This is a genomic window from Burkholderia humptydooensis, from assembly GCF_001513745.1.
Lineage (GTDB): Bacteria > Pseudomonadota > Gammaproteobacteria > Burkholderiales > Burkholderiaceae > Burkholderia > Burkholderia humptydooensis.
The window spans coordinates 557,640-575,552 of sequence record NZ_CP013382.1 but is presented as its reverse complement, the minus strand read 5'-3'; the positions used below and the strand labels follow the sequence as shown (position 1 = coordinate 575,552).

Annotated in this window: 4 protein-coding genes; 1 reads left to right on the top strand and 3 read right to left on the bottom strand. The window is 68.4% G+C overall.

The window, feature by feature from the left end:
* Positions 1 to 37: 37 nt before the first annotated feature.
* The 3 genes from AQ610_RS21795 to AQ610_RS36310 are packed head-to-tail and all read right to left on the bottom strand — an operon-like array spanning position 38 to position 15,555.
* Complete coding sequence (locus tag AQ610_RS21795) at positions 38 to 15,022, bottom strand: SDR family NAD(P)-dependent oxidoreductase (protein ID WP_045554697.1); 14,985 nt, start codon at positions 15,020 to 15,022, stop codon at positions 38 to 40.
* Positions 15,023 to 15,033: 11 nt separating this feature from the next.
* Entirely contained in the window at positions 15,034 to 15,180 is a 147-nt protein-coding gene (locus AQ610_RS36315; protein ID WP_156436735.1) for a hypothetical protein, read from the bottom strand.
* 60 nt (positions 15,181 to 15,240) lie between these two features.
* The gene (locus AQ610_RS36310) at positions 15,241 to 15,555 is read right to left on the bottom strand and encodes a hypothetical protein (protein WP_144411853.1); all 315 of its coding nucleotides are present in this window, start codon (positions 15,553 to 15,555) and stop codon (positions 15,241 to 15,243) included.
* A gap of 170 nt (positions 15,556 to 15,725) precedes the next feature.
* Between AQ610_RS36310 and AQ610_RS36305 the strand changes: the two genes are divergently transcribed.
* Positions 15,726 to 16,769 carry a hypothetical protein gene (locus tag AQ610_RS36305; protein ID WP_156436734.1) on the top strand — a complete coding sequence of 348 codons (1,044 nt, stop codon included), beginning with the start codon at positions 15,726 to 15,728 and terminating at the stop codon, positions 16,767 to 16,769.
* Positions 16,770 to 17,913 lie beyond the last annotated feature (1,144 nt).

Here is a 17,913-nt window from a genome sequence, read left to right as displayed (position 1 = left end):
GCGCACCGGCCGGGCCACCTTGGCGTTTCGCCCCGCATCATTCGGCGACAGCTCCCATGCCGTCGTGGCCCCCGGACGCGCGCAGCGTGCTGCGTAACTGCGCGATCGACAGGTCGCCGCCCAGGAAGCGTTCGAGCAGGCCCGACGCCTCCCCCTGCGCACCACTCGCCGTATCGCGTCCCGCTTCGCTCGCCGGCGCCATGCGCGCCGCCGGCGCGTGCACGCCACGCCCCAGTTCGTCGAAGCGCGGCGCGAACGACGCGACGAGGCCGGCCACCGGCGCGTCCGGCGCGCGCAGCATCGCGTCGGCCAGCTCAACGATCCGCAGCGGCAGCTTCTGCATCGTCTCGTGCTCGAACAGCGCGCGGCGGTATGCGTGGAAGATGTAGAGACGCCCGTCGATCCGCAGGAACTGGAAGAACAGCGACGCAAGCGGCTGATCGAGGAAATGGATGCGGCGCTGTTCGAGCACCGCATCCATGTAGGTCGAGACGCCGTGCTCGCCGGCGATGCTTACCCTGGCCGTATCGATGTCGGCGCTGTCGAACACGACATCGCCGACCATCGCGCCGCAACCGGCCTCGCCGTCCACTCCGGCGATCCGCAGCAGATCGGCCGCCGGAATGCGCGCGTGCTGAAGCGCGGTCAGCAGGGTTCGGCGCACCGCGTGCAACGTATCGATCACGCTGCGGCCCGGATCGAGCTCGAACGGCACGAAGGCGACGTTCGAGAAATCGCCGAGGCACGCGGCCAATGCCGCGCTGTCGCGCTGGTTGTGGATCACCTGCAGCACCGGGCGATCGTTGCCGAAGAACTCGCGTAGCACGATGGCCAGCACGGCCGCGAACAGTTGCGGATACGAGATGCCATGCGCGCGCCCCAGTTCCGCGATCCGCTCGCCGAGCGCCGGCGGCACCGGCACGATCTGGTTCGCGGCGAGCTCGCGCGACGGCAAGGAGGAGGACATCACGTCCCGGCGGTACGGCAGCCGCATCTCGACGTCGACGCCCGCGAGCGCGTCGCGCCACCAGGCGCGGTGCGCATCCGCGCCGGCGCCGCGCGCGTCGTGCTGGCGCAGCGCATAGAGCCAGTACTGATCGGGCTGCCGCCAGTCGTCGTCGCGTGCGGCCGCCTCGCCGCCCAAAGCGCCGTAAAGCGCCATCAGTTGCGAGAACAGCAGGCCCGGCGTGAACGCATCGGCATGCGCATGATGCGCGACCAGGCCGAGATGGAATGCGCCGTCCGCCTCCGTGAGCCATATCCGGATCGCCGGGCCGCCGTGCTCCTCGAGCAGCGCATGGCTTCGGCTGCTCTGGATGAACTGATGGAAATCCTCGCGGCTGCGCGTCGAGATCGAATCGAGCGAGACGCCGACGAGCTCCGATACGCACTGCGCATGGCCGTCGCCGACCGCCACGTAACGCGTGCGCAGCAGGTCCTGCTGCCGCGCGAGCAGGATCAGCGCATGCCGCAGGCGCTCGACATCGACCTCGGCCGCGTACAGGCGGAACACGTGGAACACGTTCCAGGCCGTGTTGCCCATTCGCTCGGTCAGATGCAGGTGGCGCGCCTGTTCCTGCGACAGCGGCGCCCAGAGCTGCCCAGGCGCAAGCGCGCCGAGGCCCGCGGCGAGTGCGTCCGGCTCGAACCGCCGCAGATGCGCGTCGATGCCGACCGAGCGCGCCGCCAGCAACACCGCCTGGTCGGTGTCGCGGAACACCGCGATGCCGGCGTCGAGCAGCTCGGCCAGCACGCGGTCGCGATCCTGCCGCGACGCCGGCGCCGACGCCTGCTGCGCCAGCGCGACCGCGACGACCTCCTCCGCCGCCCGCAGCGCGGACAGGCGTTCGCCGAACCACGGATACTGCACCGCCGGCAGCGGCGGCGCGTCGGCCCGCGTCACGCCATCGCCCTGTGCGGCCGCGAAGGCGCCAAGCGCTTCGAGATGCGCGTGCAGCACCGCCGGGGTGCGCCGGTCCAGCAGTTCGACAAGCGGAACCTCGACGCCGGTCCGCTCGCGAATCGCCGACAGCAGGCGGAGGCTCATCAGCGAATCGAAACCCATCTCGCTCCAGTTCGCTTCAGCGCTCACTGCGTCCGCAGCCTCGCCGGTGATCGTCGCGACCTGGCGCAGCAGCCAGCGCTGCGTATCTTCGCCGGCCGGCTGCGCAGCCATATCCGGCCCGCTCGCCGGCGCCTCGCGCAGCCAGTGGCGCGTGCGCGCGAACGGATAGCCGGGCAGCGACAGGGGCACGCGATCGGCCGGCGCGAAGCCGCGGCGCGCGTCGAATGCGATGTCCTGCATGTACCAGTGCGCGGCGCGTTCGAGCGGTAGCGGCGCGCGCCCCGCGTCGAACGCCGCCGCCTCGCCGCGCAGCGCCGCGCGGATGTCGTCGTCGTTCGATGCCGCGCCGGCCGGGTTCGTCAGCACCTCGGAATCGCCCGCGTTCGCGACGAAGCGCGCCAGCAGTTGCTCCGCGTGGGCACGATCGCGAGCGATCAGCGCACAGCGATGACGGAAGTGATGACGCCGCGACAGCAGGTTCGCCGACAGCCGCGCGGGCGACCACGATCTATCGTCCGTGGCTCGCACGTAGGCGAGCAGGTCCCGGCCGCGCTGCCGCAGCGCCTCGGGCGTCGGCGCCGAGAACGCCAGCAACGCCGGCCCCGCGGCCGGCGTCGGAACCGCGGCCGGCGGCGCCTCGGACACGACCAGATGCACGTTGATCCCCGTCGCGCTATACGAGCTGACGCCCGCGCGCCGCGCGGTGCCCGCGCGGCGCGGCCAGGGCCTCGCGTGCGCCGGAATCTCGAACGGTCCGCCGTCGGCGCCCGCGGCGGCTGTCGCGGCATCGACATTCGCCGTCGGCGGTAGCGTGTCGCGATGCAGCGCCAGGATCACCTTCAGCAGGTGCGCGATGCCCGATGCGGCGAACGAGTGGCCGACGTTGTTCTCGACGGTGCCGAGCGCGAGCGGAGGATGCCCGACGGCTCGCCCGCCGAACACGGTGCGAAGGCCCTGCAGTTCGACCTTGTCGCCGAGCGGCGAGCCGCTCGCATTGGCCTCGAAGAAATCGAGCGAAGCGGGATCGATGCCGAAGCGCCGGTAGACGGACGTCAAGAGCGCCGCCTGCGAGGCGGCGCTCGGCGCCGCGATGCCCTGGGTGCGGCCGTTATGGGCGCTGCCCCATGCATCGAGCACGGCGTAGACGCGGTCGCCGTCGCGCACGGCGTCCTGCAGCGGCTTGAGCACCAACGCGCCGACCGCCTCGCCCGGCAGCATGCCGGTTGCGTCGGCACCGAGCGCGGCGCCGCGTTCCGTTTCGCTGAGCAAGCGGTAGTAGTGGCCTGTTTCGATCAGGTTGCGCGTCGAATACACCATCGCGCCGCCCGCGATCGCGATCTCGCACTGACCGAGCCGCAGGCTGTCGCAGGCTTGTCCCACCGCCAGCAGCGACGACGCGCAACCGGCGTCGATTGCCATCACCGGCCCGTGCAGATTCAGGTGATAAGCGACCCGGCCCGGCAAGGTCGAAGCCGAAACCTGCGGCGCGATGCCGAGCACCGACTGCACGTGCAGATCATAGTCGCCGCCGCTGCCGGCAAACACGCCCCAGTTCGCGCCCGCGAGCCGGTCGGGCACGAGGCCCGCGTCCTCGACGGCGCGCCACGCTTCCTCCAGGAACATCCGTTCGGCCGGTTCCATCATCTGCGCCTCGTTCGGACTCAGATGGAAGAACGCGTGGTCGAACTCGTCGATGCGCTCGAACAGGCAGCCGTGATCCGGCGCGCCATCGCGGGGGGGAAAGCGCCCGGCCGGCACCGCGCCGATCAGGCTCTTTCCCTCGGCCAGCACTCGCCAGAACGCATCGACGTCGCCAGCGCCGGGAAAGCGCGCCGAGATGCCGATCACGGCCACACGCAACGCGTCGGATGCGGCGCCGGCCGGCGCGTTCGATGCGTTCGATGCGTTCTGTTCGATCGATGCGTTCGGCACGTTCGCCGCATTCGAGTCGCCCGGGCCGGCCGTCGCCGCGCCGCCCGCCGCCACGGCGGCGGCCGCCGGCTGCGCAGCCGGCGGCCGCCGCATCGATGCGAGCACCGGCCCGATCACCTCCTCGTCGCCGAGGGTCCGGTTGCAGAGATCGAAGTGATCCTCGCCGCCGACCACCACGGTTCGCACTTGCGGCATCCTCTCGACCCACGCGTCGAGCAGCGGGATCATCGAGCCGTGCACGCGCTGGAGCCTGTGGAGGTAGTTCGGGTTGTAGACCTGATCGGAGGTCGCCCGCGCGGACGCCGTGCGGAACATCAGAATCTCGACTTCGTCCGGCCGCGCGAGCGGCTGCCAGCGGTATTCGCGCATGCAGCGCAGGTTGTTGCGATGCGTGTCCGACATCGAGCGCAGACGCGTGCTCAGGATCTGCGGCGCCTGACGCACGCCGCGCTCGACGATCAGCTCGACCAGCCGCGACTCGAGCCGCTCGTCGTCGCGGGCGCCGTCCTCGTCGAGGCCCAGCTCGGGCGCCGTGATCGCGAGGTCGTCCCATTTGACGAGCCCGTCCTGCTTGCGCTGACGAAACGCGGGATCGAGGTGCAGCATCGCGATCATCAGGAAGTTCGCGTTCGTCAGCCAATTCTGCAGTTCGTCGAGCGCGAAGATGTCCGAATCGCGTTCACACGTGATGAGCGGCGTTTCCAGCATGAATACCGAGCTCACCCGCCGGCCCGCGTTCTGCAGCACGCGCGCGACCTCGTAGGCGACCACGCCGCCCATCGAAGCGCCCATCACGTGATACGGCCCGGCCGGATCGACCGCCTGGATGATCTCGGCGTGGTGGCGCGCCATCTCATACGCGTCGGCGCAGGCCGGCTGCTTGGTCAGGAAGCCGCGCGCCTTGATGCCGACCATGCGGCAGCGCGTGCCGACGGCCGCGGCGAGCTTGCCGAACATCGCGACGTCGCCCGATGCCGGATGCAGGCAGAACAGCAGCGGGCCATCGCCTTCGGTCTGGAGCGGCACCATTTCCTCGTAGGTGCGGCCGTGGCGGCGCAGGTTGTCCAGCAGCGCGGCGTGATCAAGCGGCGGCGGCTGCCGCCCGGCCGCCGGGGCGGCAACCGCATCGGCGGGCATCTCGACCGTGACGGCCGCCGCCATGCCCGGCACCCCGACGCGCGAGCGCCGCTGCGCCGCGACGTGGCCGGCCAGCGCGGCGAGCGTCGGATGATCGAACAGCACCGTTTCCTCGAGTTCGAGGCCGAGCCGCGCGGAAAGCGCCGCGACGAAGCCGACCATCCGGATCGAATCGACGCCGAGCTCGAAGAAGGTCGCGCCGTCGTCGAACCGTTCCGAATCGGGATAGTCCAGGATCGCCCTGACGGCGGCCTTCAACTGCAGCAGGACCGCGCCGTCGTCATCGTGCGAAGCCGCCGCAATGCTCGCGCGATCCGCGCGCGCGGCTGGCGCGGCGGCAAGCGCGCGAGGCGTGGCAGGCGCGGCAACGCCGGTTCCGGGCGGCGCGGCGGATGCGGCGGCGCGACCGTCGGGCCTATTCGACGCGCGCAGACGCGTGACGTGTACGCAAAATTGCGCCACGGTCGGGCAATCGAACAGCACCGTTTCTTCGAGCGGAAGCGCCAAGCGAGCGGCGATCTCGTTCACGAACGACACCATCCGGATCGAGTCGATGCCGAGCTCGAAGAACGTCGCGTCGTCGATCGCCTCGGTCGGTTCGACATGCAGCAGCGCGCGGATCGCGTCCTTCACCTCGGCCACCGTCTCGTCCGGCGCCGCGCAGCCGGGCGCGGACAGTGCGACGGGCGGCGGCGCGGCCGTGTCCGCCGGGGTCGAGGCGGCCTCGATGCCGGCGGCCGTGCGCTCGCCGGCGCGGCGCGCGCGCGGCGTCTCGCGCCAGAACTCGCGCGTATCGAACGGATAGGCGGGCAGCGCGAGCGGCGCGACGCGCATCGTCGCCCACGTATCGCCGTAGGCGGCCGGCCAGTCGACATCGCGCGCGGCCAGCCAGGCCTGCAGTGCCTCGTCGAGCCGGGCGCGCAACGGCGCCGCCGCGCTTGCCGGCGCTTGCGGCGCAGCGGTGCGGGCCGGGGCCGGCGGCTCGCCCGAGGCGAACTCGCGCAGCCAGCCCATCAGTTCGCGGCGGCTCTCGACGAGGCAGCCGGCTCGCACCGTCATCGCCTCGCGGCCCATGTGCAGCGTCCGGGCCACGTCCTCAATGCGCAGTTCGGGATAGGCGGCGAGGTGGTCGTGCAGCTCGGCGGCCATGCGCCGCAGCGCATCCCCGGACCGCGCGGACAGCGCGATCGCGACGACGGCGGCACGTGCGGCCGGCGGTGCGCCGATCGCCGGCGCCCGCTCGACCACCATCGCGGCGTAGGTGCCGCCGGCGCCGGCGGCCGTGATCAGGCAGGCCGACGCATCGCCTTGCTCCGGCCACGGCTCGTACGCCGTCACGAGCCGCAGCCCGCTGTCGGCCAGCAACGCATGGTCGAGCCGCGCCGGGTCGACCAGGGTCGGCGCGAGCGCGCGATGCCGCAACTGCGCGACGACCTTGCTCAGTTGCGCCATGCCGGCTGCCGCCTCCGGATGGCCGAGGTTCGGCTTGACCGAGCCGATCGCGCACGGCTGCGCGCGCGTGCGGAACACGTTCTTCAGCGCGCCCCATTCGATCGCGTCGCCCATGCTGGAACCGTTCGCGGCCGATTCGACGTAGGCGACGTCGTCGACACGCCGGCCGGCGCGCGCGATGACACGGCGAATCAACGTTTCCTGCTGCGCGAGGCTCGGCGCGGTATAGCCATGCGTGTGCCCGCTGTGGCTGAGGCCCGTCGCGGTGATGACCGCGTCGATCCGGTCGCCGTCGGCGAGCGCCGCGTCGAGCCGCTTCAGCACGACCGCGCCCACCGCCTCGCCGGGAATGAAGCCGTTGCCGCCAAGCGAAAAGCAGTTCACGTCCGCCTCGTTGCTCAACATGCCGAGGCGCTCCAGCGCGAGATAGTCGTTCGGATGCAGGTGCAGGTTCACGCCGGCCGCGATCGCGAGTTCGGCTTCGCCTTGCCGCAGGTATTGGCAGGCGTGATGGATCGCCGTCAGCGACGACGTGCACATGGTGTCGAATGCGATGCTCGGCCCGCGCAGGTCGAGGAAGTACGAAACGCGGTTCGCCATGTTCGCGAACGAGGTCGAGGTGACGGCCTCGCGCGCGCCGACGCCGACATCCGCGTGCGCCGCCGCGCCCGACGAGAAATGATTGAAGCCGCTCTTGGTCGCGCCGACGCAGACGGCGACGTTGCGGCCATGCCGCGCCGCGATCCGCTCGCGCGTATAGCCGCTGCTTTCGAGCGCGGCCCAGCACGACATCAGCACCATCCGCTCCTGCGGATCGATCGCGTGGACATCGACGGGCGCGATCTGGAAGAACGCCGGATCGAACTGGGCGAAGTCGTCGAGGAACGCGCCCTTGCGGCCGCGCAGCGCCGGATGGAGATCGCGCCCGGCATCGGCGTGCGGGCCGTGCCAGCGGCGGACCGGCAGTTCGCCGATCTCGCTCGACGCATTCTTCAGGCTCCGCCAGAGCGCGTCGAAAGACGGCGCATTGGGATAGCGCCCGCCGATGCCGATGATCGCGATCGGCATGTCGCGCGCCGCGTCCCCCGGGGCGTGGACGGCCGCGGACGCCGGCTTCGGCGCCGGCGCCGCGTCATGCGCGGCGCGCGCCGGCGCGGCCGGTTGCGCCTCGCCGCACACGGGCACGAAGCGGTCGGCCGGAATTCCCTGGAGGCGGATCTGCTCGGCCAGGTACGCGGCGAGCGCCTCGAGCGTCGGGTATTCGTAGAACAACGTCCTCGGCAGTTGGTGAAAGTTGGCGGCCAACGCCTTGTTCAGCTTCGCGAGCAGGATCGAATCGAGGCCGAGGTCCGCGAGCGGGCGATGTTCGTCGATCGTCGCGGGGTCGAGCTTCGTCGTGTCCGCCAGCACGCGTTTGAGATACGGGTACAGCGCCGCCGGGCTGGGCGCGGCACCGGCGGTTGCGGTCGCCGGCGCGCCGGCGACCGCGTCCGGCTGGCGGCGTGCCGACGCCGCCAGCGTGCGCGCAACCGCCTCGCCCGCGCCCGTCCCGACGAACACCTGTTGCGCGGCGCCGGCGAGCGCCCGATCGAGCGCGCGCATCCCGGCCTCGCTCGCGATCGCGTCGAGGCCGTGATGCTCGCGCAGCAGCGCCGCGAGTTCGGCGTCGAGCGCCATCCCGCCGTCGCGCCAGAGCGGCCAGTTGATCGAAACGCTGTGCCCCGCCCGCTCGCCGGCACGCACGCGCGCGGCGCGACGGTGCGCGAACGCGTCCATGAACGCGTTGGCCGCCGCGTAGTCGGCTTGGCCGGCATTGCCGAGCACGCCCGAGATCGACGAGAACAGCGCGAAGAACGCGAGCGGCTGGCCGCGCGTCGCGCGGTCGAGGTTCAGCGTGCCGGCCACCTTCGGCGCCAGCACGGCCCGGAAATCGTCTTCGGACTTGTGGATCAGATAGGTGTCGCGGACTATTCCCGCGCAATGCAGTACACCTCGGAGCGGCCCGTGCGTGGCGACGATCGTCGCGATGCAGTCCTCCAGCGCCGGCCCGTCGCAGACGTCGACGCTGCGATAGACGATCCGCATCCCGGCTTCGCGCAGCGCGGCGAGACGATGCCCGCGCGGCGAGCCGGCAAGCGCGGCCTCGTCGCGACGCGCCAGCAGGACGATCGTCGCGCCGCGATCGCGCGCGCCGAGCCATTCGGCGCATTGCAGCGCGAGCGCGCCCGAGCCGCCGGTGATCAGGTAGACGCCCGCGCCGCCCGTGGACGCGGCCGGCCGTGCCGGCGGCGCCAGCGGATGCCAGGCCCGCACGTGCCGCCCGGGGCGGTAGCGGACCGACACGTCGCAGCCTTCGCGCATCTCGTCGTTCAGTATCGCGAACCATGCCGCCGCATCCGGCGCATCGTCGAATTCGATCAATTGCGCCGACAACATGGGATTTTCCTGCATCGCCGATTTCAGCAAGGCCGCGAGGCCCGTCCAGACCTCGTCCCGCGCTCCGGCCGCCGTGACCTGCACGCGAAGCGGCTCGCGCAGGCCGCTGCGGAGCAGTTCGCGCAGCCAGGTCGACAGCGCGGCCGCGCAATCGGCATAAGCATCCTCCCGTGTCCCTGCGGACAACGCGAGGAAATGCATCGACGCGTCGCTCGCCCGGCTCGCTGCGCGCAACGCCTCGCGCGCAGCGGCGTCGAGCCCGCAGAACAGGACGTGGCGCGCGATGACGCTCGGCGCCGGCTCGCGCGCGGCGGGCAGGTCCGCACGGACCCAGACCGGAGCGAACAGCACGGCGTCGCCGGCGGGCATGGCGGCCGGCACTGCGGCGAGGCCGGGCATGGCCTCGCCGGGTTCGAGCCAGTGCGGACGCCCGTCGAACGGGTAGGTCGGCAGGCTGATCCGCGCCGGCTTGCGCGCCGTGTGGAGCGCCTCCCAGGGAATGCTGAAACCGTGCAGCCACAGCTGCGCGATCCGATGGTGTTCGTGCTCGCGCGCCCACTTGCGCAGCAATTCGCGCATGTCCGCCTGCCCGTCGAGGAAGTCGCCGAGCGCGTTGCGCGAGGCCGTGCTGCCGCACAGCCAACGCGCATCGGCGGCGGCGCCGCCCTGGAACCGTTCGAGCGCATCGAGCAGCGTGTCGCGGTCGTCAACGAGGAACACGACGCGATGATCGAGATGCTGACGGCCGACCTGCAGCGTGTACGCGAGCGCGCCGAGATCGATCTCGGCCGCGGCGTCGCGCAACAAGCGCTCGCGCAAGCGGCCCGCGAGGCGCGGCAGCAACTCCGGCCGATGCGTGGACAGCGGCACGAGATGGCGGCCCGCGCAGCCCTGCGCGACGCTCGCGGGCCACGCCTGGAGCACCACATGCGCGTTCGATCCGCCCGCGCCGAAATTGCTGATGCAGGCGGCAACAGGCCCCTCGTCCCCCGTCTCGGACCAATCGGCCAGCGTGCGCTGCACCGCGAAGCCGGCCGCGGCGAAATCGATCGCCGCGTTGTCCTCCGCGGAGGTCGGCGTCGGCACCCAGCGGCGGTGACGGAATTGCAGCAGCACCTTGCTCAGGCTCGCGAGGAACGCGTTCGACTCGCCGTGGCCGACGTTCGCCTTCACGGAGCCGATGCGCCGCTCACCCGTTGCGCCGAGCTCACGAAACGCCCGGCCGAGCGCGCTGACCTCGATCGGATCGCCAAGCGCCGTGCCGGTGCCGTGCGCTTCGACATAGGCGATCCGCGCCGCCGGCACGCGCGCAGCGCGCAGCGCGCCCGCGATCAGGCTCGCCTGCGCATTCGGATTCGGCACGGTGAAGCCGTTGGTCTTGCCGCCGCTGTTGACCGATGAGGCCTTCACGACGGCATGGATGTTGTCGCCGTCGGCGAGCGCGCGCGACAGCGGCTTGAGCAGCACCGCGCCGACGCCCTCGCCGAGCAACGTGCCGTCCGCGTCGCGCCCGAACGGCGTGCAACTGCCGCGGCCGGAAAGCATGCCGGTCTGCGTGTACTGGATCAGGCGGCTCGGATGCAGAATGAGGTTGACGCCGCCGACGATCGCGGCCTCGCAGTCGCCGTGGCGGATCGCCCGGCAAGCCAGGTGAAACGCCGTGCCGGACGACGCGCAGGCCGCATCGATCGACATGCTCGGCCCGCTGAGATCGAAGTGGTACGAGACGCGGTTCGCGATCTGATAGTAGTCGGTATGGCGATACTGTTCCGGTTGCCGCAGCGCATGCAGATTCGCATACATCGCGTAGTCGTTCGACAGCACGCCGACGAACACGCCGGTTGCGCGGTCAAGCGTGTGCCGCGTATAACCGGCATCCTCCAGCAGCCCCCAGACGACCTGCAGGAACAGGCGCTGCTGCGGGTCCATCAGCTCGGCTTCCTTCGGCGTGATGCCGAACAGATCCGCCTCGAAACGCTCGATGCCATCGAGATAGCCGGCGCGGTCCACGTGGCCGTGCAACGTCGCCGCGACTCCGGGCAGCGCCCGATCGATCAACTGCCGCCGCGCGTCGGGCATCGGCGCAATACGGCTCTCGCCCGCCTGCAGCAATTGCCAGAACGCGTGCATGTCGCTCGCGCCCGGATAGACGCCGTGCAGTCCGATGATCGCGATCTCGTCGCGGGTTTCGTCCGCCTCATGCGCGTCTGGCGCGTCATGTGCATCGTGCCGCTCCGGATGCACCGCCTGGCGCGGCAGCGTCGCGGCCGGCGCCGGCGCGAGCCCGGACGCCGCCGCGCCGTACTCGGCGATCAGCGCGCGCACCACGTCGCGCAGCGTGCGATGCTCGAACAGGAAAGTCGGCGCGAGTCCCGGCACGAGCCGCTCGAGTTCGACGGTCAGGTTCACGATGTCGATCGATTCGAGACCGTATCGTTCGAGCTCCTCGGATTCGGACAGCATGTCGGGGTCGATTGCCAGCACGCGCGCGTAACGCAGCTTGACTTCACGCAACAACGCCGCCTCACGCTCCGCCCCGCTCGCGATGCGCGTCGAGCCTGCGCTGCGCCGCGCCACGACACCCGTTTCGGACGCGCGCGCAACGCCCGGCGCGGCGTCGGACGTCGAGTCGCCCGACGGGCCAAGCGCGTCGAACGCAGCGTGCAATCGCTGCGCGATGCCCACGTAGTCGGCACCCTGCGCGCGCGTGTCCGCACTCACGACGAAAGGCGGCGCCGCGGGCGCGTCGTCGGCGCCGGGCCGCGGCGAGTGTTCGAGATAAGCCTGCCGATCGAGCGTCTCGCGCAACGCCTCGCGCTCGAACACGTAACGGCTCGTCTCGCCGAGCGCCGCGGAGTCGACCAAGATCGCGGACGGCGCGAGCTTGTCGAGGAACTGCCGGAACGGCGTGTTTCTGCGAGTCGGCGCGAACGCGACATGTATCTGCGCGACGCCGTGCTGTTGCGCGACCGCGACGAGCCGCTGCATCACGCGATCCTCGACCGTGCGTCCGAGCACGCGGCAACTGAGCAGGAACGCATCGACGTAGAGGCAGGACGGTTCGATCCGGTACGCGACGAGCCCCGTCGTGCCATAGTCGCCGAACCGGTCGACGACGTCGATCGTGAGCAGTCGCCATGCGTCGTCGTGCATTATCGCGACGATCTCGGCCCGGTCGCGCCGGATCGTTGTGTTGTTGAACTGGTTCGTTCGCAGCGTCATCTGCGACGCGCGATCGACGCGCGCCGCCGTGACCGGCTCGATCGCGACATCGAGGTTCAACCCTTCGATGAAGGCGCGGAACGATTCGGCCGACTTGCGGAACCGTTCGCGCTCGGACTGTTCGCGATACATCCGCGTGCGCGCGCCGTCCTCGCGGGTGTGCGCCAACTGGTCGAACACCCAGAGCCGATCCGCCCATTCCGACGGACGGAGCCCGCCTTGCGTCGTGCATACCGTCAGCACCTCGGGCGCGCCGGCGCGGACCTCCGCGCATTCGAGCGGGTTGTCGTCGAAGAACACGAAGCTGCTCATGCCGAGATCGAGCTCCTCGGCGAGCGCGCGCAGGTTCTCGGACTTCGGCAGCCAGTTGATCTTCGCGGCGGCGATGTCCTCGCGCGTCAGCACCATGCCGGGATGCCGGTCGAACACGTCCCAGACGTCCTCCTCCCGGTTCTTGCTGCACAGACACAGGATGAAGCCGCGCGCGAGCAGCGCCTTCATCGACTGCTGGAACGCGCGCAGTTCGTCGTCGATCACAAGCTGGCGAACGTCGGCCTCCTCGCCGCACACGCCGCGCCACAGCGTGTTGTCGCAATCGAGCACCACCACCTTCGCGGGCGGCTGCCGCTTGGCGTTCAGCATACGAACGGCGAGCGCCGCAAGGAAGCCGAAATAGCCCTGCACATAGGGAATGTGCGCGATGCGGTTGCGCGACGCATCGTCGATGCGCGTCGCGTCGATCCGGTGCGTCGCATGGTAGTCGCACGCGAACACGGTGGCGAGGTTCGGCAGTTCGCCGGGCAGCGCGCGCAGCCGCGCATGCACCGCGTCGAGCAGTGCGGCGCCCTGCGCATCGGCCGGGTCGAGGCGCGGATCGGGGCAGACGATCAGCAATTGCCAGGCGCGGCTGCGTTGCGCGAAACCGCGCAGCGCGGCGACGAAATCGTCTGCGACCCGCCGCACGAAATCCGTCTCGTCCGACAGCCGCAGCCCGTCGTCATGCCAGCACGCCTCGCGTTCGTGCAGCCAGTCCGAGACGCGCAGGTACAGCAGATTGACCGCGCCCTCCGCGGTATTGAGCGCGCTATCCGGACTGAGCAGGTCCTGCATCATTCGGTTGTATCCGGTCTGCCGCACCGCATGCTCGCCCGGCAGGCAGGCGAGCCAGGCATCGAATTCGCCGAGCATGGCATCGAGCGTGAAGCTGGCGCTCACCATTAGCGTCGCCGTCGCGCGCGGCGCCGCGTCATCGGTGAAGCGCGCGAGCAGGCGGTGACGCTCGCCGCCCGCCGTCAACGTATTGACGATGCGCATCGCAACCTCATCCGGCTCCTGCGCGTTGAGAATCCGCGTCGGCGTGTTGCTCATCTCGGTCAACAGGTTCGACGGCCGCGCGATCAGCATCCGGATCGACGGCTGCGCATCGGCGAGCCGCCGCATGCACGCCTCGGTCCGCCGTTTCAGTTCGACGTAGTGCGCATAACCGGCCGGCGCGGTATCGACCATCTCCGACGAAATCGCGACGCCGATGCCCTCGCTCGCCGCGAGCAGATCGGCGAACGCCTCGAGCGGCGCCTCGACGAGCCTCAGGTTGCGCGCAAGATAGTCGTCGCGGCGCGCCGCGGACGACGCTTCGTCCTCCATCCGCAGCGGCGGTTCGCAGGCGTTGCAGACGAGCACGTCCAGGCGAGCGTGCCGCGCGCGCAGCTCGGCGGCCACCGTGTCGAGCCAGGCGCGATCGCCGGCGTCGCCCCGCACCAGCGTAACCGCAAGGCCGTGTGCCTCGAGATCGCCGACGACGGCGCTCGCCTGCGCGGTGCTGCCGAGGTAGTTCAGATAGACGCGGCAGCCGAGCGCGGCGAGGCTGCGCACCAACGCCGCGCCGAGTCCTCGCGAGCCGCCCGTCACGAAGGCGACCTTGCCCGCTAGACGCGTCGCGCCCACGTCGGAGCGCGCCGCGAGATAGTGGGCGACAGGACGGTCGATGAGCGACTTGCGGACGAACGAACGCAGTTCGCCATGCGCGAGCGCCGCATGCGCATCGCGCACCTCCAGGCGCGTGTCGAGCAGCCCGAAGTCGCGATTGAACGACGCCACGGCATGCCGATAGGCCAGCGCGCCGGCGGCGGCGCGACGCCCGAACGTCAGGCGCAGCGCCGAAAACAGCGCTCGCCGGCCGGGCAGCTTCATGCCGGTCAGGAAGCTACACAGCGCAATCGTATCGAGCACGGCCGCACCGAACGCGCGCAGTGCACGCGGATAGCGCGCGCCGAGCCCCGTCGGCCGGTATTCGCCGATTCGCTCGATGCCGGCCGCCAACGCATCGTCGTCGTGGTCGTCGACTTCGGCGGCGTCAACAGCCTCAACAGCCTCAACAGCGTCAACAGTGTCAACAGCGTCAACGGCGTCGGCGAGCGCGTCGGCCGGCGCCCACGACACGGCGATCTGCATGAGCGCCACCGCGCCATCGCACAAGGTGACGGTGTGGCTGTCTTCGTCGTGCGAATCGATCCGGCAGCCGTAGCGCCGTCCGACGAGCATCGGGCCGCGGAAGCTGGCCGACAGGCGCGTCACGCGTACCGGCCCGGCCGGCGCGATCCGCTCGAGCGCGGCCAGCGCCCCGATCGCGCCGTGCACGATGCAGGTGCCGAACGACGACCGCCGTCCATAGTCCGGATCGACGTGCAGCGGATTGCGGTCGCGGCTGAGGCGAGCGAAGGCCTCGACATCCGCCGGCTCGAACAGCACGTCGAAAGGGACCGGAGCGGCATTTTCCATGGCGGAGTCTTTCACGTGAGATTGACAATCGTCGACGAACGGGCGGGGCAAGCGGCGTCGGCACGGCAGGCGACGCGCCCGCCGTCCAGGAAGAGGAAAAAATTGGAACGGCGAAACGGCGTAACGGCAAAATGGACACGTAACAGCCGATCGGTCATCGGCACACCCTTACGCAGCGACGCCGGCTGGGCGATAAATCGAAAATCGGGGAGCGCGAATCATGAATAACGAAATAAAATTGACACAATTCCATTCTTGAAAATCATTGAATCATCCCGCCTCGACATCCAAAATAAATCGACGCAATCAAATAAACAAACAAAATCCCTATAAACACGGCAATTAAAATCCGAGAATTCCATCAATGCGTTCGACTTGGCGATGAATCGCGATTCATCATCCTCGTCCGGCCCGCGCATGGATGGCTTTCGCGCCTCGCCGGCAGACTCGACGCCGGTTCGATCGAGCAGCGATCCATACCCGCGGACCGGATCACGCCGGACATCGATTCGCCGAATTCCATCGAATGCCATCAATGTCTTATTCAGGCTTCGCACCCCCAAGATTAAGCAGGATCGCCCACTCCGTCTGCACCTAATTACCGGGACATTTCTCGGATTTCATAATTTCGCGCCAATTAACATAAATTCCATGAAACGGAAAAGACTATCATCACCTTCTTCATTGAATGTCCGGAATTTTCATGACAGACAAGGCGGATGCCCGCACATACCATTCAGCTTCGGTCCGGAACAAGCGGCAAATCGTCGGCGCTCGCGTCGAATCGAAACGCAGCGCCTTGCGGACACAGCCGCCGCACGACCATCTGTTCGATGATCCGTCAGGACGCTGCCGCGAGCGCGGCGCCCTGACAACGATCGTCACCATGCCGATCGAGGCTCGCTTGCCACTGCCGACGAGAGATGGCCAGTACACATCCCGCTCCGGGCGCGCGTTCGTAAGCGGTTACGGAAATGCGGCAGGTTGGCCCACCCGCCGGTCGCGCAGCGGGTCTGCGATCACGCCGCAGCGCCGGGCTTCGGATTCGCCGTACATTCCCATCGGCCGTGCCGACATGGCGCTCGGTCAAAACCGGCCGCCCGTCGCGTCGCAAACATTCCCGGAGTCGTTCCCGCGCCCGGCGGAGAACGCAGCCCCGTTCACGCGCACCCCGAGGGTGCCGCCAACGGCGCACAGTCGACCGCTGCCCGCGATCGCGACGCAACCGCTTCCGCCGATGGCCGACAAGGGCGAGCGCGCTTGTTCTGCGACGGAACGCTTCGGTCGAGCCGTTCCCGGATATGGCAGTCGATCCGCGCCCAATCATCACATCCGGCCCCGACACGCCCCATATCGCGCCGAACAGCGTTCGATCGACGCGGCCGCGACCGACGGCTTGAGCGAAAGGTCGAAAGCCAAGCGGCCGTTGACGAACCTGCCGGCCCTCCAACCGGAAAATCCGCCGCACCGCGTTCTCATTAAACCCTGGAAGATGCGCCGACATCCGGTGGCCGAACGACGGCGGCGCCTCAAGCAGCGCCTCGATCACTTGTCGCCCTCGCCCAACAGGGAATGGAACTTTTTCGCGCAACGCCGTACAACCACCGCTTCGCCATACGTTCCCGCCCCCTTGATCCGGCACTCGCACGGCTCCTTCATGCCCTGCCGGTTCGTGCGCCGGGCATTCTCCAAGCCGCGCCCGGCATTCGCGGCTCAGTTCTCAATTACAGCGGACGACCGATCGTAGGCCCGACCTCGGCGACTACCCATTGCCCTGAATGATGTTCAATACCAGTGCGCCTTTACGCATCGCCGCCCATCGACCGATGTCTTCGCCATCTTCGCGCTCATCGCCCCTCCGTCCATTAAGACGTGATCAGGAAGTCACCGGATCGTTACAGATGTTCCCTCATGAAGCGGCATTTACGGTCCGTCACATGGCTTATTAAGCGACTACGTACATGATGGAAATTTATCGCATTCTAAATATTTATTAAATCACAAAAAATACATGCAAATTTGCTTTACATCCCCTGAACAATGAGATACAAATTTCACAACCTGATATGACTAGATGTGAAAATGTATACTTTCCATGCTTTTTATAAAAATGACAAAAATGTCATGAAATTTCTGTCATTTTTATATCGTCCAATCGATAGCCCGCGGCACGCCTGATATCTCGAGAAATTCAATTCATTGATTCCCGATACGAAGGAATGTGGATGTTACCCCCCCTTTCGAGAGGAGAGGAATAGGCAGCCTGGCGTTATGAAATTCGGCGTAGAGACCGAGTACTTTCCGGTACTCCTCTCGAATGTCGCCTGCAAATATTCAACATACGCGTCCGGCTGATCAATGGCGAAAATACGACCCGTTAGTCGCATACAAATGCTGCACCCTTGTGAGCTAAATTTTGCGGAAACGCGAGATGGAACAGCGTGATTTATGAAAAATGAGCACGACCGAGAAAAATATCGCATTTCGGATGCCTTCCCCTTGTGCATTCAATATTCGCTGTCTAACCGGAGCCGTAGTATGCGGGCCACGGCCGAGCATTTGCCCGCGTTCACCTCGATCGACACATTGAACGACATGCCGCTTGCGTATGCCCGGCCACGGGCCGAACAACGCCGGAAGCACACAAAGCGTTTTCTGGAGTATTGCGGATAGGCATGAATGACAGCGAGCGACGCTCGTCATTTCCGTGGTCGCAGACGCGTTGCGACGGCATAGCCTGCTGATGCGTCCGGGAACAGCTCGCGCATTGCTGTTGTCGCGGCCGCGCTCACTTTCGTCTTTGCATCGTGCGCAGATTGTGTGCCGAACCTCGTTTCGGCAACGGATTGGTTGTCGCGGCATCGATGCTCAATTGCGCAGGATCGGCGCCA

Coding starts and splice junctions, on each gene's coding strand:
- AQ610_RS36315 (WP_156436735.1), bottom strand. CDS start 15,180: ATGACCGATCGGCTGTTACGTGTCCATTTTGCCGTTACGCCGTTTCGC.
- AQ610_RS36310 (WP_144411853.1), bottom strand. CDS start 15,555: ATGGCATTCGATGGAATTCGGCGAATCGATGTCCGGCGTGATCCGGTC.
- AQ610_RS21795 (WP_045554697.1), bottom strand. CDS start 15,022: ATGGAAAATGCCGCTCCGGTCCCTTTCGACGTGCTGTTCGAGCCGGCG.
- AQ610_RS36305 (WP_156436734.1), top strand. CDS start 15,726: ATGACAGACAAGGCGGATGCCCGCACATACCATTCAGCTTCGGTCCGG.